The following is a 20527-nucleotide window of genomic DNA, read 5'->3' as shown; positions in this document are numbered from 1 at the left end:
AAGGATCTAGGGAGCTTGCACGATGCCGTCAGATTCCGCAGAGCCGGCGGTGGGTGACAGAGGCGCGAGCGACGCCTCCGGCGGGGTCTCATGGGTCTGCGAGCGGACCCCCGGCGAGCGGTCGGCCTGCGAGAGAGCTGGCTGAGAGAGGACGGTGTGCGGAAGGGAGGCCGGGGCGGGGGCGGTGACGGATGGCTCCGGCGACGCCGGGAGCGACGGGGGAGCGGCCAGTCGCTCTGCAGCCGGAACGGCGGTGGCCTCGCTCCACCAGCTGGGGCGCGTGATCAGGGCGGCGCCGCGGGCCCAGGCCAGGCCGACCCCCAGCACCAGACTCAGGGCCAGCGCCAGGCCGAGCAGCACCAACGCGAACCATTCGCCCCCGGAGAGGCTGCGCCGCACCCCGATCGGTCTGGCGGCGGCGCCAGGGCCCGTGGGGAGAGGCGGCACCACCACCAGCGGCGGTGCAGGCCGCTGCAGGGCGGCGTCATAGGCGCGGCGGCTGTCGGGATCCGCCAGCACCGCATAGGCCTGGCGCAGGCGGGTGAACGCCTCGCGGGCCTCCGCCGGCGGCAGGGTGGTGGTGTCGGGGTGGTAGCGCTTGCTGAGATGGCGGAAGGCCTGGCGCAGCTCGGCGGCCGTCGCCTGCGGGGAGATCTCGAGCAGCTGGTAGTGGCTCAGGCCGCCCGCCGGGGAGCGCAGGGCCGGCTCGCCGCCCCCGCTCTTGGCACTGGAGCTGGCCCGATGGCTCGACATGGACCGGTGGCGGATCTCTCTGGCGGCGCAGGGCGCCGCGGCTGGGAGATCCTAGGGAGAACGACAGCCCGAACCCGATGCACGCCGATGCACCGCCCGCAGCGGACTTCTGGCAGGCGCTGGGCTGGCAGCCGCAGCCACGCCAGCTGCAGCAGCTCTGCCAGCTCCAGCATCTGCTGCGCAGCTGGAACCAGCGGCTCAACCTGACGCGGCTGGTGGAGGGCGACGACTACTGGATCGCCCAGGTGTTCGACAGCCTCTGGCCGCTCGTACCGCTGCTCAACGCTCAGCAGGGGGAAGTTCCCGCAGCCGCTGCGGGCGAGGCGCCCCAGATGCACGCCCCCGACACGAAGCAGCAGAGGCACTCTGGCGACACCGCCCCGACTGCCGGCTCAGCCCCCGGGGCGCCCAGTGTTGCCCCACTCCTGGCGGGCAGCAGCCTGGAGGTGATCGATGTGGGCACCGGCGGCGGCTTCCCCGGGCTGGCGGTGGCGATCGCCCTGCCTGGCGCCCGCATCACCCTGGTGGATTCGGTGCAGCGCAAGCTGGATGCGGTGGCGGCGATGGCGACCGAACTGGGCCTGGCTGACCGGGTGCGCGTGCGCAGTGAGCGGGTGGAGCGCACCGGCCGGCAGGCGGCCTGCCGCGGCCGCTTCCAGCTGGCGATGGCGCGGGCGGTGGCCGCGGCGCCTGTGGTGGCGGAGTATCTGGTGCCGCTGCTGGCCCGGGACGGCCAGGCGCTGCTCTACCGCGGCCAGTGGTCAACGGACGATCAAGCGGAGCTCGAGCGCGCCCTCCTGCCGCTCAGCGCCCGCGTCGAACGCTGCGAGCAACGGGAGCTTCCCGGCGGCCGCGGCCTGCGCACCGCCCTGACTGTTGTGCCCACCGCGACCTGCCCGGCCACCTACCCGCGCGCGATCGGCGTGCCGGCCAAGCTGCCGCTGGGACAGAGCGCGCCGGCCGGGGGCTCCACCGCACGGCGATCGAGCAGCAGGCGCCCGGGCCGGGCCTGAAGCCAGGCTCACCGCCGCCGTGGCACGGCTCGGCGGGATGCTTTGGCTCGGCGGCACGCTTTTGCCCATCGGCCCGGGCCCTGGTCAGTGGCCGGGCGACCAGAGGCTCACTCCTGCTGCAGGCGCTTCACGGTCTGCCCGCCCAGCCGCTCGCGCAGGCCCCGCAGGATCGCCGGGATCTCGGCCGACCAGGGGCTCCGCCCCAGCACCGCCCGCAGCTCCGCCTCGCTCACCGCGGCATCGAGGGCATCGGCATTGCGCCCCGGGAACCAATGGCCGCCGTTGCCGAGCAGGCCGTAGCGGGCGCGGCCGAACGCCTCCAGATCCCAGGCCTCCAGAAGGGTGTGCAGCCACAGCAGCACCGGCAGGTTGATCTCGCCGGGCGTCTCGGGCCAGTCCGGCAGCCCCTGCCTCCAGGTGTGGAGCCAGGCTTCGCCCAGGGCTTCATGGCGGGCCCTCTCGAGGCGCTCGACGATCGGCGGCAGCAGCTCGGCCGCCCGCGGCAGCAGGGCCACCGCCTCGAGGTGCCGATCGAGATCGGAAGGCCGCGCCGCCCCGAGGCTCAGGGTGTGCACCCCCGGATGGCTCAGGCAGAACAGATCGTTGAACACGATCGGATGCAGCGGCTCGCACAGCTCCAGCAGACGCTCGCTGGGGCTGTGCAGATGGCCGCCCTTGTCGGTGGGACTGATCAGGAACACGCCCATGTCGTGGGCCCGCGCGGCCTCGATGGCGGGGCCGTTGTCCTGGCGGATGAAGTACCAGTGCAGGTTGATGTAGCTGAAGGCGTCGGTCTCGATCGCCTCGAGGATCTCGCCCAGAGCCGCATGGGTGGAGAAGCCGATGTGCCCCACCCGACCCTCGTCCTGCCAGCGCCGGGCCACCTCCAGGCAGCCACCCGGGCGCAGGGTGTGCTCCAGCAGCTCGCGGTTGTTGACGCCATGGATGCTGAGCAGCTCGATCCGCTCACCCCGCTCCGCCAGACGCAGGCGCTCCACGCTGGTGAGCAGCTCCTGCTCGAAGCGGGCGGGATCCGCACAGGGCGGGATCTTGGTCTGCAGGATGCGGGCCGGATCGGGCACCTGCGCCAGCAGATCGCCCAGCTGACGCTCGGAGCTGCCGTAGTGGCGGGCGGTTTCGATGTGATGCATCCCCACCGCCACGGAGCACTCCAGGATCCGCCGCAGGTTGTCCTGGCTGGCGGCCTCGATCTGCTCCGGCGGCAGGTCGCTCCAGCTCTGCTGGAAGCGCATCCCCCCCAGCGACAGCACGGGCATCGGCAGCTCGGTGCGGCCGAAGCGCCGGCAGGGGATCGCTCCCTCGGTCGTGGACATCGCGATCGCGCTCATCGCTGGAGAGTCAGATGCGGGGGGAGGCCCGGAGTCAGCCCCGGGAGCAGTCCCAGCCTGCCTGTGGGCCCATGGGCCGCCGGCTGATCACCCGGGACAAAGAAAGGTGGGCAGGGCCCGCATCCGCTCAGGGATCGGAAGGGGCGGGAGCCACACCACCGGGCGCGCGCGGCAGGGTGCGCTTCAGCCTTGCCGGCGAGGGCACTCCCAGGGGGAGGATCTCCTGCTCATTGAGGCGCTGCTCCAGCTCCGGCAGCTGTTCGTAGTCCACCCAGTGGATGCAGTCCACCGGGCAGGTGTCGATCGCCTCCTGGATCCGCTCGGTGCTGTCGCCGTCCTGGCGGATGGCGCGCGAACGACCCCAGTTGGGCTCCACCAGGAACGTGTTGGTGGCCACGTGGGCGCAATAACGACAGCCGATGCAGACGGCCTCATCGACCCAGACGGCCTTCTGACGCAGCTCACCGCCCAGAACCGGCTCGAGACCGGAGGGGGGCGTGGCGGCCGGACCGGCCGGAGCGCTCCAGGCGAGGGTTGGATCAGCCAAGGGAGGCGTCGGAGGGATCAGGCGTCCCAGCGGGTGACGACCAGTTCGATGCTGCCGTCGAGCTGCTGGCTCTGCTCACTCACCTGGAAGCCCTCCTCAGCGGTGGCAGCCAGAATGGTGCGCAGGGCATAGCGCTGGTTGAGCTGGGAGAGGAAGCGCTCCACCGGCACCGGTTGGCGCCACAGATCGAGATCCGCCACCAGCTCGTAGCAGCCGCTGTCGGGATTGAGGCGGAAGCCGATGTCAGCACCCTGCTCCTGGCGGATCGCCACCTCAGCGGTGACCTGCTGGCCGCGGTAGCCGCGCACGGGCTGGGCTTCCTCGCTGGCGCTGTAACCCAGATCGCCGAGGGCGCCGAGCAGGGCGTCGCGATCACGCAGTTCGGTCTGGATGGTGCTGAAGTGCGACATCGGAATCGGAGGGGTTGGCGGGAGGGATCCCCGTTGAGGAGGGTCTGGCGCCTCAGGACTCGGGGTGCTGCTGGAGGGACTGGAGCTCGGGCAGCGCCTGGGTTTGGGCGGCGAAGGCGTCCGCGGTGCTGCGGCGCTGGCTGACCCGGCCGAGACGGGCCTCGATCCGCTCGGTGAGCGACTCACAGGCCAGGCCCTGCACTCCCTCGACGTGCTCCTCGACACGGCCGTCGGGGCGGATCCGGAATCGGATGGTGCGCTGGGCCATGGGCGCTGCCGGAATGGAACGGACGGCGTGGGGCGATGTTAAGGGGGTTTTCCGAGGTCTGCGCCGCCGTCCGCGCGCAGGAACGACAGGGAGACAGAAGGCACGCGACGAGCGGATGCCCCGCAACACGGTGTCGAGCTCTGCGCCGCGCCGGTGAGACAGCCCATCACCCACGGAGAGCCGGCGTCCTGGGCCGGTTGCGAGCGACGGCACCGTGGCCGACAGTGCCGGCGGAAGTCCCCACGGGCCCAGCCGGTCAGCCGATCAGACCGTCGTCGATCAGGGTCTGCAGGCGCTCGAGCAGTTCCGGCTGCTCCAGCTGTTCGAGGGCGAGGCGCGCCTCCTCCCGCACACCCGACTCGGCGTCGTGGAGCATCGTCTGCAGCAGGCACTCGACCACCTCCTTCTGGCGGGGCTCCACCAGATCGGGATAGAGGCGGCCCAGGCCCCAGGCGCTGTTGCTGCGCACGGCGGGTTCACTGTCGATGCGCAGCGTCAGCAGCAGCTGGGCGGCGGCGGGATCGGCCTTGGCCGCACCGGTGCCGCCGGCATCGGCCAGGGAGCTGGCGGCCCAGAGACGCACCGCCGCCACATCCATCTGCAGGGAGCGGATCAGCGGGTTGAGGATCGGAGCGTCGGTGTAGTTGCCGAGGCTCCAGGCCACCGCCTTGCGCACGTAGCCGTTGTCGTCCCCGGCCAGCAGGCCCAGCAGCGGCTCCACGGCCAGCGGGGAGGGGTTGCGTCCCAGGGCATACACGGCACTCATCCGCACGATCGGACAGCTGGAGCCGAGCAGGGGCAGGAGCAGGGGGATGGCGCGCGGGTCGCGATGCTCACAGAACACCCGCAGGCCCTGGAGACGTTCGTCCTGATCGCCGGCCAGCTGCTGCAGACCCCAGTCGCAGACGGCGGCCACATCGATGGCCTCCTCCTCGACGGTATCGATCTCATCAAGGGGATCACCCAGCAGCTCCTGCGCCAGTTCCGCCGCCAGCACCTCCGGATCGAGCACCAGATCCGTGTTGCTGTCGGTGAAGGGAGCGGGGTGGGGCAGATCCTCGGCCGGCATGGCGGATTCGACGTGGCGCGATTCTCTCAGTCCACCGGCCAGCGGTCGGTTCAGCAGCGGATCTCCCCCAGCCACAAGACGGCAGGAACCGCAGAACCCGGTCGATCAGCCCACCGGAGCCGGGGCCGCCATGTCGCCCGGCAGCCAGATGCGGGCGCTGACAGCGAACAGGGCGACGCCGAAGAGCAGCACGATCGCCGCCGGCAGCAGGGTGGAGCGGAGAAAGTTCACGGGGTTCGGCGTCAACCTCGCCAGTATTGCGCGACAGACCTGATCGGGAGGCTCAGGCCGCCAGGCCCCGCAACCAGCTCTGCAGCTGCTGCCGCCGTTGCAGCGCCGTCACGCCGACCACCGCCACAACGAGGCCGCCCCAGCCCCACACGGGCAGCTTGAGCAGAAAACCACCGATCCCGAGCAGGGCCCCGAACAGCACGGCGCAGCTGAACACCAGCTGGCTGATCAGGTCGAGCAGGCTCTCCTCGGGCTCCACACCAGTGCGTTGACGCCAGAGCGTCCAGCCGGGTCCGGAGGGTTTCACCTGCCGCACGAAATGCTCCAGCACTTCAGGGCTCTCGGGAGGAGTGGCGAGCATCACCAGGATCCACAGAACCGCGGTCAGGGCCGTGGTGACCAAAAGGCGCAGGCCGTAGTCGTCGATGCGCAGCAGCGGCAGCACCGAGGTGGAGAAGCCCACCAGGAAGCCGCCCAGCATCGCCGTCAGTTCGGCGGCGGCGTTGATGCGCCACCAGAACCAGCGCAGCACCAGCACCACCCCGGGGCCGGTGCCGATGGCGATCACCAGCCGGAACACCGTGCCGATGTTGTTGCTGAGCAGGGCGGTGAGCACGCCGAGAGCCACCAGCAGCACCGAGGCCAGCTGGCCCACCAGGAGAAGCTCCCGCTGGCCGGCGGCGGGGCGCATGAAGCGTTGGTAGAGATCGTGGGTGAGGTAGCTGGCACCCCAGTTCACCGCCGTGCTCACGGTGCTCATGAAGGCCGCCACCAGCGACACCACCACCAGCCCCAGGGCCACCGGCGGCAGCAGCTTCACCGCCAGCAGCGGATAGCTCTGCTCCCAGTCGGTGGTCTCGGGCAGAAGCACCACCGCGGCGAGGGCCACCAGAATCCAGGGCCAGCTGCGCAGCAGATAGTTCACCGCCAGGAACACCCAGCTGGCGATGCGTGCCTGACGCTCATCGCGAGTGGCCAGCAGCCGCTGGATGAACTCGCCACCGCCGTCGCTGCGCCGGAAGCTCCACCACTGCAGGGCGATGTAGGCGCTGAAGGTGGCCACTGAAATCCCCGCGCCATCGATCCAGCGCAGCTGGCCCCCCTCGAGCTGCCAGGGCACCAGCGAGAGCAGCTCGGGACGGTTGAGTTCCCGCAGGCTGGCGAGCATCGCGTCCATGCCACCAGCAGCCTGAACAGCAAACGCGGCCACCGCGAGAGCACCGGCCAGAGCCATCACCAGCTGCAGCATGTCGGTGACGACCACCGCCCAGAGCCCTCCGGCAGCTGTGTACACCAGCACCAGCGCACCCACGATCGCCAGCAACGTGAGGCGTGCCTGGGGGGTGGGAGCCAGGCCCAGGGCCTCGCTCACCTTGGCCATCGCCAGGAAGGCGTAGCCGATGCCGATGCAGTTGATCGGCAGGGCGAACAGAAACGCCTTGATCCCCCGCAGCCAGGCGGCGGTTGTGCCGCCGTAGCGCAGCTCGGTGAAGGCGGCATCGGTGAGCACGCCGCTGCGGCGCCACAGGGGAGCGAACACCACCGCCATGGCCACATGGGCCACGCCGAAACTCCACCATTCCCAGTTGCCGGCCAGGCCCCGTACACCCACCAGCCCCGCCACATAGAGGGGCGTGTCGACCGAGAAGGTGGTGGCCGCCATGGAGGCGCCAGCCAGCCAGCCCTTCAGCTGCCGGCCCGCCACGAAGTAGTCGGCCTGATCGCTGTTGCGACGCGCCAGCCAGAGGCCGACGAGCAGGCTGGCCACCAGATACGCGATCAGGATCATCCAGTCGATCGGGGCCATCGGCGCAGGCGCGGTGCAGACGCGAGGCAGTCTGCTCCGCGGTGGCGATCCGCGCCCCTCAGCCCTGAGAGGATGCCTGCAGCTGGCGGCGGCGCAGCTGACCGCAGGCGGCATCGGCATCGAGACCGCGGCTGGCACGCACACTGACGGCGATGCGCCGCTCCTGGAGATTCCGGCGGAAGCTCTCCACCGCCTCGGGGGTGGGACGCCTGAAATCCTCCTCCTCGATCGGGTTGTACGGGATCAGATTGACGTGGCTCTGGAAGCCGCGCAGCAGTCGGGACAGCGCCTCGGCATGGCGGGGCTGATCGTTGAGACCGCCGAGCAGGATGTACTCGAAGCTCACGCGCCGGCCGGTGATCGCCACGTAGCGGCGGCAGTCCTCCAGGAGCTGCTCGATCGGGTAGGCGTGGGCGGTGGGAATCAGACGCTGGCGCAGGGCCTGATCGGGGGCATGCAGGCTGACCGCCAGGGTGAACTGGGCGCGGCCGAGCCGCTCCAGCGCGCGCTCCGCCAGGGTGGGCAGGGCCGCCGGCACACCCACCGTGCTGACGGTGATCTGGCGCTGGGCCATGCCCAGATCGCTGCAGAGACAATCGATCGCCGCCAGCACCGCCTCGAGGTTGAGCAGCGGCTCACCCATGCCCATGAACACCACATGGCTGGGGCGGCGCTCCATCACCTCGCGGATGGCAAGCACCTGATCGACGATCTCGTGCACGGCCAGAGAGCGCTGCAGGCCGCCCTTGCCGGTGGCGCAGAACCGGCAGGCCATCGGACAGCCCACCTGGCTGCTGATGCAGACGGTGAGACGGTCGCCACTGGGGATGCCGACGGTCTCGAGGCTGAGACCATCGCGGGTGCCGAGCAGCAGCTTGACGGTGCCATCGCGCGCTTCGCTGCGCAGGAGCTCGCGGGAGCGGCCGATCCAATCCCCGACGGCAGGGCTGGAATCTGCCGCGGAGGCCTGCAGTTGCTCACGCCAGGCCTTCGGCAGCACCGTGATCGCATCGATCGAGCGGGCACCACGGTCGTAGATCCAGTCATGCAACTGCTTGGCCCGGAAACCGGGCTGGCCCTGCTGCACACACCATCCCTGCAGATCCTGCAGGGACATGCCGAGAAGGGGCCTGGCTGGAGCCCCGTTCAAGGCCAGATCAGGATGCCGTGTCCGAGCTTCCATTCCACGGCCAGCAGGGCGATGAAGCCCAGCATGGCCATGCGACCGTTCAGAAGCTCGTTGTGGGTGTGAAAGCCCCAGCGGGGCAGGCGCCGCACAGGGATCGGCGTGCCGAGCTCGGTCAGGCCGGCCCCGGCTGCTGAGCCGGGGCGACGGGTGGCGGTGGCTGTCCCTGGGGAGTTGGCATCAGTCATCGCTGAGCAGCCCCTCTTCCTGCAGGCCTTCGAGCGCGGCGGGATCGGCGATCAGCTCCTCCTCCAGTCCCTCTTCCGCGGTGGGGCGGGTGAAGGCGGCGAAGGTGCTGGCGGACGCCTCGATGCCATGGCGGCTGCGGGTGGCCTCCAGGTCCTCATCGGAGGGGTCATCAAGCACCGCAGCGGTCTCGGCCGGAGCCGGCATCTCGACGGTGTAGTCAGGACGCAGGTTCTGGGCACGCCGGTAGCCGCCCTCCTCCTCGAGGATGTCGGGATGGGGGCCGGCCTCGGCACGCAGCTCCTCCTCGAAGCCCCCGAAGCCGGTACCGGCGGGGATGAGGCGACCGATGATCACGTTCTCCTTGAGACCGCGCAGCCAGTCGCTCTTGCCCTCGATCGCGGCCTCGGTGAGGACGCGGGTCGTCTCCTGGAAGGAGGCGGCGGAGATGAAGCTGTCGGTGTTGAGCGAGGCCTTGGTGATGCCGAGCAGCACCGGTGTGAACTCAGCGGGAGCGCCACCGGTGATGGCGATGGCGGAGTTCACCTGCTCCACCTGGCGCAGCTCGATCAGCTCACCGGGCAGCAGGGTGGTGTCGCCGGCATCCTCGATGCGCACCTTGTTGGTCATCTGGCGCACGATGACTTCGATGTGCTTGTCGCTGATGGAAACGCCCTGCGACTTGTAGACGTTCTGCACCTCGGTGACCATGCGGAACTGCAGCTTGGAGATCGCCTCCTGGGCCGCCTCCATGGTGGGCTTGCGGCTGCGCAGATCCTCGAAGTAACACTCCAGCAGTTCGTGGGGATTGATCGGACCATCGGTGAGCAGGTCACCGGCCTTCACCTGCTGGCCGTCGCTCACCATCACGGTGCGGCCGAGCAGGATCGGGTATTCGGTGATCACGTCATCGGACTCGATCACCGAGACCGTGATGGAGTCGTCGTCCTCACCCTGCTTGATCTGCACCGTGCCGCTCTTGCGGCAGAGCACGGCCGAGTCGCGCGGGCGACGGGCCTCGAGAAGCTCTTCGATACGGGGCAGACCCTGGACGATGTCGCCGGTCTTCTGGCGCTCGAACACGAGCAGAGCCAGGCCGTCGCCGCGCTGGACGAGTTCACCGTCGCGGACGTGCAGGACCGAATCGGGCGACACCATGTAGGGACGGCCAAGGCGGATGCGCACCTCGCCGGCTTCGATCGCCTCGACCTGGCCGCAGCAGGGAGCAAGCAGACCCGGGGCGAGGATGTCGCCATCCACCAGGCGCTGACCGACCTCCACCGCCGGAGCGGCCCCGCCGAGATCGATGCTGCGGATGTCGCTGGAGCGCTCGACGATCAGGCGGCGCACCGGTTCGCCGGGCAGCGGATCAGGGAGCTGCACCAGGCCGTCCTCCTTGCAGAGGATCTGGGTGGTGGCGACGACGTCACCGCGCTTGACGCTGTCGCCGTCCTCCACCTGCAGCTCGGTGTGGGTGGAGCCGTGGCTGGCATCGGAGAGCGTATCGCGGCGAACCAGCAGGGTCTCAAGGATCACTAGCTGCAGACGCTCGATCGTCTTGGCGCGCTTGTCGGGCACCGCCTCGACATCCACCGTCATCTGCGGCGTGGTGTCGACGGTGTCAAGGATCAGCTGGGTGCGCAGCAGCTCGACACCCTCCACCGACTTGATCAGCTCACCGTCCTTGTAGGTCAGGCGCTGGGTGGCGCGCAGACCCAGGGAAGGACCACCGGCCTGCTTGACCGTACCCAGCTCAGGCAGGTGGGCGGCATCGGGAATCGCGTATTCCTCGACGGGGCGCAGCAGCAGCGCGCCGCCCTCGGGGGTGTCGACGGCCTCGACGAACTTCATCGTCTCAGCCACCAGACCGGGAGCGATCTCCTCGCCGGGATTGACCATACGGCCATCACCGGAATAACGGCTCAGAACCTTGCTGTCGGAAATGAGATGCAGTTCACCGGAGCGAACGATGATCTCGCGCAGAATGTCGTTCTTCTGTGTGACGGTGACGATACCGGCGGTCTGGCTGAAGATGTCCTTCACCACCTCGGTGCCGGCTTCGATCCATTGACCGTCATTGATCATCAACAGGGAGATGTCCTTGTTGATCTCGTGGGTTTCCTGCGGAATCCACAGCAGCGTGCCGCCCTTGCTGACCTCATAACCGTGCTTGGCGGAACGAGCCTTCTTGATCGCCAGGCCGGGTGCGAAACGCACCATGCCGCCGGTCTGGGTGCGGAATCGGTCGTCAGCGAGTTCGGCGATCACTTCGCCGCTTCCGATCTTGCTGCCGGGCTGGGTCTTGAGCAGGTAGCGGATGTTGTCCTTGCCCTCCAGGTGCCAGATCTCACCGGAGTGGGTGGATTCGCCGACGAGCTTGCAGTCCTTGAGGGTGAGGCTGGCGGTGACGATCTGCACCTCGCGCGAGTCGCCGGCGCTTTCGCGCAGACGCACGGCGCCGCCATATTCGCTCTGCAGGCGGCTCTCGGCCAGCACCTGACCGGTGGTCACAGCGGTGTTCGTCTCCACCACCGGCAGGGCATTGGGCGGCAGGTTGTAGACGTCACCGCTGAACACCCACAGACGGCCGAGGCGCTGGGCCTTGTGGGTGATGTTCCCCTGGCGATCGGTGACCTCGCGGGGCTGGATCACATCCTCGAAGCGCACCTGGCCGGCCAGATCACAGATCACATCCTTGGTGGCCTTCTCGACGCTCTTCTTGACCTGGGCGCCCGAGGAGATCTGAGCGAGGGTGGTATCGGCGGGGACGGTGTCACCGTCGTTGACGAACAGAATGGAGCCGGAGGTGATGTCAAGCTTCTGGAGCTTGCCCTTGCCATTCGGCTTGAGGGTGAGCACGAAGTCGGTTTCGGCCAGATGGGCTTCCACCCCGTGCGGCGTCCGGTGGGAGCGCAGGCGGGCCTTGGCACCGAACTCAACCACGCCCTCCTCTAGCGAGCGCACCACGCCGGTCTCGGCGGTGGACACACCACCGGTGTGGAAGGTGCGCATGGTCAGCTGGGTGCCGGGCTCACCGATCGACTGGGCGGCGATGATGCCGACGGCCTCGCCGAGATCAACGAGTTCGTTATGGGCGAGGGCCCAGCCATAGCAATGACGGCAGACCGAACGGGAGGCCTCGCAGGTGAGCGGTGAACGCACCACCACCGAGCGCACGCCGGCCTCCTCGATCGCCCTGGAGAGGGGAACATCGATCTCGCCGTTGCGATCGACCAGAACGGTGCCATCGGCGGCGAGCACCGGCTCGGCAGCCAGACGGCCGATCAGCTTGCTGCCATAACGACCCTTCTCATCGGCATCGATCGGGATACCGCGGGTGGTGCCGCAGTCCTCCTCCCGCACGATCACGTCCTGGGCCACGTCGACCAGACGGCGGGTGAGGTAGCCCGAGTCGGCGGTGCGCAGGGCGGTGTCGACCAGACCCTTGCGGGCGCCGTAGGAGGAGATGACGTATTCGGTGACCGTCAGACCCTCACGGAAATTGGTGCGGATCGGCAGGTCGATGATCTCCCCCTGGGGATTGGCCATCAGGCCGCGCATGCCGACCAGCTGACGCACCTGGGACATGTTGCCCCGGGCGCCTGAGTTGGCCATCATCCAGACCGAGTTGAGCGGATCATTCTCGTTGAAGTTCCGCCGCACGGCGGCCACGAGGCGCTCATTCGTCTCCGTCCACGTGTCGATCACCTTGGTGTGACGCTCAACCTCGGTGATCTCACCGAGCCGGTAACGCTCCTCGGTCTCAGTGATCTGCTGCTCGGCCTCCTCGAGCAGGGCCGCCTTGTCACCGGGGATGCGCAGGTCATCGACCGAGATCGACACGGCAGCCTGGGTGGCGTAGTGAAAACCCAGATCCTTGAGATCATCCGCCATCGCGGCGGTGGCGGCGGTGCCGTGATGCTTGTAGGCCCAGGCGACGAGGTTGCGCAGGGCCTTCTTGTCAATGACGCGGTTCCGGAACGGAGGGGCCTCACGGCTGAGGGCCGGACTAGTGCTCTGGGGAGCCACATCAGCTGCCGCGGCGGCGGCCTTGCTCTTCTTGGTGGACTTCTTGGAGGGGGAGGCGGTCATGAACGGAGAAGCCGGAGGGCGCGCGGGATGGGAAAAGGCGGAAGAGGAAGAGAGCGGAGCGGCTGACCTCAGGTCGCGGCCACGGCGGCGATGATCGTGTGATTGATCACCACCCGGCCGACCGTTGTGAGGAGGTAACGGCTGATCAGGGCGCCGTCTTCATCGAAGCGGTCGCGGCGGTACTTCCATTGCTCGATGCGGGTGCCATCGCTGAGGGTTTCGCTGGACTGAGGGGCGCTGTCCTCGTCGTCGCTCTCGACTTCACCGTGGAAGCGCACCCACACCCAGTCGTGCAGGCTGAGGTGCTTCTCCTCGAAGGCGCCGATCACATCGGACAGCGAGGCGAACAGACGCGAACGGTCATCGGTGCCGCGCGCCGGGAAGGCCGGACGGTTCGAGCCTGGCTGCTCGGCGGTGAGGTAATAGGCCCCCAGCACCATGTCCTGGGACGGGGTGATGATCGGCTCACCGGTGGCCGGCGAGAGAATGTTGTTGCTCGCCAGCATCAGCATGCGGGCCTCGGTCTGGGCCTCGATGGCCAGGGGCACATGCACGGCCATCTGGTCACCGTCGAAGTCGGCGTTGAAGGCGGGGCAGACCAGCGGGTGCAGCTGGATCGCGCGACCGTCGACCAGCTTGGGCTCGAAGGCCTGGATGCCGAGGCGGTGCAGGGTCGGGGCACGGTTGAGCAGGATCGGGTGCCCTTCGATCACCTCCTGCAGCACCTGCATCACCTCATCGTCAGCGCGCTGAATCAGCTTCTTGGCGGCCTTGATGTTGTTGACGATGTTCTGGCGGATGAGGCGATGGATCACGAACGGCTGGAACAGCTCAATCGCCATCTCCTTGGGCAGGCCGCACTGGTGCATCTTCAGCTTCGGACCCACCACGATCACGGAACGGCCCGAATAGTCGACCCGTTTGCCGAGCAGGTTCTGACGGAAGCGGCCCTGCTTGCCCTCGATGATGTCGCTGAGAGACTTGAGCGGGCGGTTGTTGGCGCCCACCACAGTGCGGCCGCGACGACCGTTGTCGATCAGGGCGTCGACGGCCTCCTGCAGCATCCGCTTCTCGTTGCGGATGATGATCTCGGGGGCGAGGATCTCCTGGAGCCTGGCCAGACGATTGTTGCGGTTGATCACCCGCCGGTAGAGATCGTTGAGATCACTGGTGGCGAAGCGGCCGCCGTCAAGCTGCACCATCGGGCGCAGATCGGGAGGAATCACCGGGATCACATCGAGCACCATCCACTCGGGGCGAGCGTTGGTGGCGATGAAGTTGTCGATCACGCGCAGGCGCTTGATCAGCTTGGCGCGCTTCTGGCCCTTGCTGCCGGCGATCTCCTCCCGCAGCTGCTCGGCGATCTCCGCCAGATCGAGATCCTCGAGCAGGCGCTTGAGCGCCTCGGCGCCGATGCCCACCTCGGGCTCATTCTCGATCTCGGAATCCTCAGCGAAGATCTGATCTTCGATCTCCAGCCATTCGTCCTCGGTGAGCAGCTGCTTGTAGGTGAGATCCTTGTGATCGCCCGGATCAAGCACCACATAGCAGTTGAAGTAGACGATCTGCTCGACGTCGCGCAGGGGCATGTCGAGCAGGATCGCCACATAGCTGGGGATCCCCTTCAGATACCAGACGTGCGAGACGGGGGCCGCCAGCTTGATGAAGCCCATGCGGTGGCGCCGCACCCGGCTCTCGGTGACCTCCACGCCGCAGCGCTCGCAGACGATGCCGCGGTGCCGCACCCGCTTGTACTTGCCGCAGTGGCACTCCCAGTCCTTGGACGGGCCGAAGATCTTCTCGCAGAACAAGCCGTCCATCTCGGGCTTGAGCGTGCGGTAGTTGATCGTCTCCGGTTTGGTCACCTCACCGACCACCTGACCGTTGGGCAGCGTGCGCTGGCCCCACTGCATGATCCGCTCGGGCGAAGCGAGCGTAATCTTGACGTAATCGAAGTGGTTTTCGGTGCGGAGATTGCTGTTGGACATGGCGGCGACCGTGCGGTGAGAGGGGAAGGCGGAGGGCGATCCGTCCCGTCAGGAGGGGACGGAGAATCGGCGATCAGTCGTCGTCGTAGTCCGCGACGCCGAGGGACTCATAGGTGGGCCGGCTGGGGGTGCTGCGGCGGGGGTTGACGTCCTGCATCAGGTCGACCTCTTCACCGCTGTCGGTGTAGACGGCGATATCGAGACCGAGCGACTGCAGCTCGCGCATCAGCACCTTGAACGACTCCGGCGTACCGGGGCGGGGGATGGGCTTGCCCTTGACGATGGCGTTGAGCGCCTCGTTGCGGCCCTGCATGTCGTCGGACTTGACGGTGAGCAATTCCTGCAGGGTGTAGGCGGCGCCATAGGCCTCCAGGGCCCACACTTCCATCTCCCCGAGACGCTGGCCGCCCTGCTGGGCCTTGCCGCCAAGAGGCTGCTGGGTGACCAGGGAGTAGGGGCCGGTGGAGCGGGCGTGGATCTTGTCGTCCACCAGGTGCACCAGCTTGAGGATGTGGGCGTAGCCGACGGTGACCGGCTGGTCGAACGCCTCGCCGGTGCGGCCATCGATCAGCTGGATCTTGCCGGGGTTCTCCGGGTCGTAGACCCAGTCCTTGCCGGGCTGGCGGGCGGCCTCCTCGAGATAGGCCTGCACCGTCTGCTTGCTCTTCTCGGCGCCGTACATCTCGTCGAAGGGCACCACCTTGACGCGGCAGTCGAGGTGGGCGGACGCCCAGCCCATCAGGCACTCGAACACCTGGCCGACGTTCATGCGGCTCGGCACACCCAGGGGGTTGAGCACGATGTCGATGGGTGTGCCATCGGGCAGGTAGGGCATGTCCTCGCGGGGGAGGATGCGGCTGATGATGCCCTTGTTGCCGTGGCGGCCGGCCATCTTGTCGCCCACCTGGATCTTGCGGCGCTGGGCCACGTAGACCCGCACCACCATGTTGGCGCCGGGCGGCAGCTCATCGCCCTGCTCGCGGGTGTAGATGCGCACATCGACGACGCGGCCGCGCTCGGTGCTGGGCACCCGCAGCGAGTTGTCACGCACGTCGCGGGCCTTCTCACCGAAGATGGCGCGCAGCAGCTTCTCTTCAGGCGGCTGGTCGGATTCGCCCTTGGGCGTCACCTTGCCCACCAGGATGTCGCCGCTCTCGACATAGGCGCCGATGCGGATGATGCCCATCTCGTCGAGATTGCCGAGGCTTTCCTCGGCGACGTTGGGGATCTCGCGGGTGATCTCCTCGGGACCGAGTTTGGTCTGACGGGCCTCGATCTCGTACTTCTCGATGTGCACCGAGGTGTAGAGGTCGTCCTGCACGAGCCGGTCGCTGACCAGGATCGCGTCCTCGTAGTTGTAGCCCTCCCAGGGCATGTAGGCAATCAGCACGTTCTGGCCCAGGGCGATCTCACCGCCCTCGCAGGCGGAGCCATCGGCCAGCACCTGACCGGCGATGACGCGGTCGCCCTGGCGGACGATCGGACGCTGGTTGAGGCAGGTGTCCTGGTTGGAGCGTTGATACTTCTGCAGGAAGTGGGTGTGCTCCTGGCCGTCGTCGTCGCGGATGACGATGGCGGTGGCATCGACGAACACCACTTCACCGTTGACGCGGGTGATCGGCACCATGCCGGAGTCACGCGCCACCTGGGTCTCGAGGCCGGTGCCGACCAGGGGACGCTCGGGGCGCAGCAGCGGCACGGCCTGGCGCTGCATGTTCGAACCCATCAGGGCGCGGTTGGCGTCGTCGTGCTCGAGGAAGGGGATCAGCGAGGTGGCCACCGAGATCACCTGCACCGGTGACAGCTGCACATAGTCCACCTGCTGGGGTGGCACCTTCTCGAAGTCCTGGCGGTAGCGCACCGGCACCAGGTCGACGGTGATGTTGCCGTCGGCATCGGTGGGCACGTCACCGGGGGCGACGCGACACTCGTCCTCGAGGTCGGCGGAGAGATAGATGGGATTGCCCTTCTTGTGGACAACGCCGTTCTCGACCTTCCAGAAGGGGGTTTCGATGAACCCGTACTCGTTGACGCGGGCGTGGGTGGCCAGCGAGCCGATCAGACCGGCATTGGGGCCCTCCGGCGTCTCGATCGGGCAGATGCGGCCGTAGTGGGAGGGGTGGATGTCGCGGACGGCGAAGCCGGCCCGCTCGCGGGTCAGACCACCGGGGCCGAGGGCGCTGATGCGGCGCTTGTGGGTGAGCTCCGCCAGCGGATTGGTCTGATCCATGAACTGGCTCAGCTGGCTGGAGCCGAAGAACTCCTTGATCGCCGCCACCAGGGGCTTGGGGTTCACCAGCTGGGCCGGGGTGAGCGATTCGGTCTCACCGACCGTCATGCGCTCCTTGATGATCCGCTCAAGCCGGTTGAGGCCGACCCGCACCTGGTTCTGCAGCAGCTCGCCCACCGAGCGAACCCGGCGGTTGCCGAGGTGGTCGATGTCATCGAGGCAGGCGCCACCGACATCGAGCTCAAGGTTGATCAGGTAGTCGATCGTGCTGAGCACATCCTCGGGGGTGAGGGTGCGCACGGCGTCGGGAATGGTGAGACGCAGCTTCTTGTTGATCTTGTAGCGGCCGACCCGACCAAGGTCGTAACGCTTGGGATCGAAGAAGCGGCTGTGCAGCAGCTGCTGGCCGCCGCTCACCGAGGGGGGCTCACCGGGACGCAGCTTCTTGTAGAGCTCGAGCAGCGCCTGATCCTCCGAGGAGATGCCCTCTTCGTTGGCGGCTTCGATCGACTTCTGGTAGTACTCCGGGTGCCGCAACTTGTCGAGAACGTCGTTGTCCGACAGGCCGATGGCTCGCATCAGCACATGGGCGTTGATCTTGCGGGTCTTGTCGACGCGCACGTGCAGCAGATCGTTCTTGTCGGTCTCGAACTTCAGCCAGGCACCACGGTTGGGGATGACGCTGGCATTGAAGGTCTTGCGGCCGTTCTTGTCCTGCTCGTCCTTGAAGTAAACGCCGGGGCTGCGCACGATCTGGTTGACGATCACACGCTCGGCGCCGTTGATGATGAACGTGCCACGCTCGGTCATCAGCGGCAGCTCGCCGATGAACACCTCCTGCTCCTTGATCTCGCCGGTCTCCTTGTTGACGAGGCGGCAGGTGACGTACATCTGCGACGCGAAGGTGGCATCGCGGCGTTTCGCCTCTTCGACGTCGTGACGGGGGCGCTTGAGTCGGTACTCGCTACCGATGAAGTGGAGCTCAAGCTTGCCGGTGTAGTCGGTGATCGGAGAGAAGCTCTCCAGCTCCTCGATCAGCCCCTTCTCCAGAAACCATTTGAAGCTGGCCCGTTGCACCTCCACCAGATCGGGCAGGTAGGTGACGGTCTTGGCGACCTGGATCGCGCTGCTCATGCGGGGAACCTGCAGGAGGGATGGAGAGGGACGGGACGGGGCCGGCGAAGCGGGAAGCGGCCGGAGAGAGAAGGCGGCGGCGGAAAGGACGCCCCTGGAGGGCGCCTCTCCTGACGGCGAGACCCACCGACGGCAACCTGCCCGGACAGGCCGGGAGGGGGCCGTGCAGGAGGAGAACGCCTAGATGGGATCTCCCCAGGCGGGCGGCAGGGACGATGCCCCTAAGATGACCGCAGGCAGGAACAGCCCTGCAGGCGCTGAGCGAGCCAGCGACGCAGAGCTGAATGGCAGACCTGACCGGTGAGCCAGGCAGGGGTGCTCAAAGACAGACGCCTCGGCTTCAACCGGCCGGCGAGCTGCCATGCCCAGCGGCAATGGGGCCGCGCGGACTGAAGACAGTCGGGCTTCTGTGAGGCGCAGCGGCGGAGCCGCGGTGATCGTCGGTGCCGTAGTCGACAAAGGGAGCGCTTCCGCTTCCAGGCCAATGAAACATCATACATCGTCAAGGGCAAACCCAAACAGACGCAGGGCATTGGCTGTGCTGGTCCGGCAGACCTGCGCAACGGGCTCCTGACGCAACGCCGCCACCCGTTCGGCCACGGCTCGCACGTAGGCGGGCTCATTGCGCTTGCCGCGGCGGGGTACCGGGGCGAGGAAGGGGCAGTCGGTCTCGACCAGATAGCGATCAGCCGGCACCTCGCAGGCGCAGGCGTGGGTGTCCGTGGCCTTGGGGAAGGTGACGGTGCCGCTGAAGCTGATGAAGAAGCCGAGCTCCAGAAACCCACGCATCTCCTCGGGCGTGCCGCCCCAGCAATGCATCACGCCCCGGGGGCAGGCACCGCGGCCGGCCCGCTCCCGCAGCTCCTGGAGCATCGGCTCGGCCGCGTCGCGGCAATGGATGATCACCGGCAAGTCGAGCTCCACCGCCAGATCCAGCTGGGGACGCAGCACCTGCAGCTGCTCCTCGAGATTCTTCTGGCGGAACAGGTCGAGCCCCAGCTCACCGATGGCCACCACCCGGCGGTCATCGCGAGCCGCCCTGGACAGCACCGCAGCGGTGTCGCTCTGCCAGTGCTCGGTGTCGAGCGGATGGACGCCCACCGAATAGCGCAGCTCCGGGAGGCGATCGGCCAGGGCACGGATGGCCGGGATCTCGGACGGCTCCACGCAGGCATGCACGAGGGCTTTCACCCCCGCCTCGTGCCAGCGCTGACGGACTGCATCGAGATCCTCCTCGAAGTTGCGGAAGACCAGATGGCAATGGCTGTCGACGAGCACACCCTCCGCCACCGCCGGTGGGGCAGCGGGTGCGGTGGCATCGATGGTGGTGGGAGACATCGCCGGAAAACGACAGGAGCGCGTGGCTGCATCATCAGCAGGCACAGGTCCGACTGGCGCCCTGCGACCGCAGGGGCTGACGCGGCAGCCGATCCCGGACACGGCGCCTGGCGAACGGAATGGATGAAAAAGGCCCGCCGTCCAAACGGACGACGGGCGGAGAACACCATGAGACGAAGGTCGTCAATGTCGAATCAGACAGCCCCTGACCGCAGCGCAGACGGAGGCTTCTGAGCAATCCTTCGGAGAACAAACGCCTGAACCCTGCGGGATGGCGGATCACCGACAGAGACTGACCGCAGCCGGAGGCCGGATCACGGTCATGGAGCACTCTGCTCGCTGAAATGACGTCAGGTCAGCGCACGGGTGACCAGTGGAATCCACCCGACGAACCAAGGGGTGGCCGCCCACCATGAGTCACGGCCTCTGATCCACCCCGACGCGTTCAGACCTGGCTGGGGGAAGCAGCGGGCTCCAGCACCTTCTTGACGGCAACGCTGAGGCGGGACTTCTGATTGGCGCCGGTGTTGCGGTGCAGGACCCCGACCTTGACCGCCTTGTCGATCTTGCTGAAGGCGGCGTTCATGCTGCTCTGCACGCTGACACGCGCCTCATCGCCGGGCTGCTGGCTGTAGGCCTGGCAGGCGGTGAAGCAGCGCTTCATCAGGGTGCGGAGCGCCGACTTGTAGGTGCGATTGCGCAGGCGGTTGCGCTCGGCGATCTGGATGCGCTTCTTCGACGACTTGTTATTGGCCACAGGTGCTGGCGCTGGTTCGGCAGACGGGGATCCTACCCCTTGGGGTGCATGGCCCCCTGGACGCCTGCCGCGTCAGCGGCGCCGGGACGTGGAGCAGCCGTCGGGCCCTAGCCTCGCCTCACTGCCCTGTCCCTCCGCACAGCCGCGCCCGTGAGCGTCTCCCCAACCG

15 protein-coding genes and 2 pseudogenes are annotated in these 20527 nt (G+C 67.8%); 2 read left to right on the top strand and 15 right to left on the bottom strand.

From position 1 onward, the window contains the following. Positions 1–6: 6 nt before the first annotated feature. Complete coding sequence (locus H8F25_RS16295; RefSeq protein ID WP_197211301.1) at positions 7–753, bottom strand: J domain-containing protein; 747 nt, start codon at positions 751–753, stop codon at positions 7–9. Positions 754–830: 77 nt separating this feature from the next. On the opposite strand from H8F25_RS16295, the pseudogene H8F25_RS18260 reads away from it, so the two are divergent. Next, positions 831–1022, top strand: a pseudogene (locus H8F25_RS18260) (16S rRNA (guanine(527)-N(7))-methyltransferase RsmG); the annotation flags it as partial. Between the two features lie 177 nt (positions 1023–1199). Next, a pseudogene (locus tag H8F25_RS18255) lies at positions 1200–1766 on the top strand (RsmG family class I SAM-dependent methyltransferase); the annotation flags it as partial. Between the two features lie 107 nt (positions 1767–1873). On the opposite strand, the gene H8F25_RS16285 reads toward H8F25_RS18255, so the two are convergent. The 14 genes from H8F25_RS16285 to rpsT all read right to left on the bottom strand — a co-directional run bounded on the left by H8F25_RS16285 (position 1874) and on the right by rpsT (position 20358). Then, entirely contained in the window at positions 1874–3100 is a 1227-nt protein-coding gene (locus tag H8F25_RS16285) for an aldo/keto reductase (protein WP_197211299.1), read from the bottom strand. A gap of 142 nt (positions 3101–3242) precedes the next feature. Further along, positions 3243–3662, bottom strand: a complete 420-nt coding sequence (locus H8F25_RS16280; protein WP_197211298.1) for a ferredoxin — start codon at positions 3660–3662, stop codon at positions 3243–3245. A gap of 17 nt (positions 3663–3679) precedes the next feature. Next, on the bottom strand, positions 3680–4072 hold the full coding sequence (locus tag H8F25_RS16275) for a DUF1257 domain-containing protein (RefSeq protein WP_197211297.1): 393 nt from the start codon (positions 4070–4072) through the stop codon (positions 3680–3682). A 52-nt stretch (positions 4073–4124) separates the two neighbouring features. Next, positions 4125–4340 carry a DUF2997 domain-containing protein gene (locus H8F25_RS16270; RefSeq protein ID WP_197211296.1) on the bottom strand — a complete coding sequence of 72 codons (216 nt, stop codon included), beginning with the start codon at positions 4338–4340 and terminating at the stop codon, positions 4125–4127. Between the two features lie 256 nt (positions 4341–4596). Further along, positions 4597–5409, bottom strand: a complete 813-nt coding sequence (locus H8F25_RS16265; protein ID WP_197211295.1) for a HEAT repeat domain-containing protein — start codon at positions 5407–5409, stop codon at positions 4597–4599. A 105-nt stretch (positions 5410–5514) separates the two neighbouring features. Continuing rightward, a complete protein-coding gene (locus tag H8F25_RS18010) occupies positions 5515–5640 on the bottom strand; it encodes a hypothetical protein (protein ID WP_255518286.1) in 126 nt (41 codons plus the stop codon). Positions 5641–5692: 52 nt separating this feature from the next. Continuing rightward, positions 5693–7447 (bottom strand): sodium:solute symporter family protein, encoded by a 1755-nt coding sequence (locus H8F25_RS16255; protein ID WP_197211294.1) that lies wholly within the window; start codon positions 7445–7447, stop codon positions 5693–5695. Between the two features lie 58 nt (positions 7448–7505). Further along, positions 7506–8564 (bottom strand): 23S rRNA (adenine(2503)-C(2))-methyltransferase RlmN, encoded by a 1059-nt coding sequence (rlmN, locus tag H8F25_RS16250; protein ID WP_231596917.1) that lies wholly within the window; start codon positions 8562–8564, stop codon positions 7506–7508. 29 nt (positions 8565–8593) lie between these two features. After that, the gene (locus H8F25_RS16245; protein WP_197214009.1) at positions 8594–8752 is read right to left on the bottom strand and encodes a high light inducible protein; all 159 of its coding nucleotides are present in this window, start codon (positions 8750–8752) and stop codon (positions 8594–8596) included. 61 nt (positions 8753–8813) lie between these two features. Then, a complete protein-coding gene (locus H8F25_RS16240) occupies positions 8814–12911 on the bottom strand; it encodes a DNA-directed RNA polymerase subunit beta' (protein WP_197211292.1) in 4098 nt (1365 codons plus the stop codon). Between the two features lie 68 nt (positions 12912–12979). Beyond that, positions 12980–14899 carry a DNA-directed RNA polymerase subunit gamma gene (locus H8F25_RS16235; protein ID WP_197211291.1) on the bottom strand — a complete coding sequence of 640 codons (1920 nt, stop codon included), beginning with the start codon at positions 14897–14899 and terminating at the stop codon, positions 12980–12982. A 73-nt stretch (positions 14900–14972) separates the two neighbouring features. After that, on the bottom strand, positions 14973–18263 hold the full coding sequence (rpoB, locus tag H8F25_RS16230; protein ID WP_197211290.1) for a DNA-directed RNA polymerase subunit beta: 3291 nt from the start codon (positions 18261–18263) through the stop codon (positions 14973–14975). A 492-nt stretch (positions 18264–18755) separates the two neighbouring features. Beyond that, positions 18756–19601: a TatD family hydrolase gene (locus H8F25_RS16225; protein WP_197211289.1), complete on the bottom strand. Its 846-nt coding sequence runs from the start codon at positions 19599–19601 to the stop codon at positions 18756–18758. A 445-nt stretch (positions 19602–20046) separates the two neighbouring features. Further along, entirely contained in the window at positions 20047–20358 is a 312-nt protein-coding gene (rpsT, locus tag H8F25_RS16220; protein ID WP_197211288.1) for a 30S ribosomal protein S20, read from the bottom strand. Positions 20359–20527 lie beyond the last annotated feature (169 nt).

Origin of the sequence: Synechococcus sp. CBW1004, assembly GCF_015840715.1 — a bacterium.
Taxonomy (GTDB): domain Bacteria; phylum Cyanobacteriota; class Cyanobacteriia; order PCC-6307; family Cyanobiaceae; genus Cyanobium.
The sequence above is the reverse complement of the archived record's forward strand: the minus strand, read 5'-3'. Positions and strand labels throughout refer to the sequence as shown.

Coding starts and splice junctions, on each gene's coding strand:
- H8F25_RS16285 (WP_197211299.1), bottom strand. CDS start 3,100: ATGTCCACGACCGAGGGAGCGATCCCCTGCCGGCGCTTCGGCCGCACC.
- H8F25_RS16255 (WP_197211294.1), bottom strand. CDS start 7,447: ATGGCCCCGATCGACTGGATGATCCTGATCGCGTATCTGGTGGCCAGC.
- H8F25_RS16295 (WP_197211301.1), bottom strand. CDS start 753: ATGTCGAGCCATCGGGCCAGCTCCAGTGCCAAGAGCGGGGGCGGCGAG.
- rpoB (WP_197211290.1), bottom strand. CDS start 18,263: ATGAGCAGCGCGATCCAGGTCGCCAAGACCGTCACCTACCTGCCCGAT.
- rlmN (WP_231596917.1), bottom strand. CDS start 8,564: ATGTCCCTGCAGGATCTGCAGGGATGGTGTGTGCAGCAGGGCCAGCCC.
- H8F25_RS16225 (WP_197211289.1), bottom strand. CDS start 19,601: ATGTCTCCCACCACCATCGATGCCACCGCACCCGCTGCCCCACCGGCG.
- H8F25_RS16270 (WP_197211296.1), bottom strand. CDS start 4,340: ATGGCCCAGCGCACCATCCGATTCCGGATCCGCCCCGACGGCCGTGTC.
- H8F25_RS16240 (WP_197211292.1), bottom strand. CDS start 12,911: ATGACCGCCTCCCCCTCCAAGAAGTCCACCAAGAAGAGCAAGGCCGCC.
- H8F25_RS16275 (WP_197211297.1), bottom strand. CDS start 4,072: ATGTCGCACTTCAGCACCATCCAGACCGAACTGCGTGATCGCGACGCC.
- H8F25_RS16235 (WP_197211291.1), bottom strand. CDS start 14,899: ATGTCCAACAGCAATCTCCGCACCGAAAACCACTTCGATTACGTCAAG.
- H8F25_RS16265 (WP_197211295.1), bottom strand. CDS start 5,409: ATGCCGGCCGAGGATCTGCCCCACCCCGCTCCCTTCACCGACAGCAAC.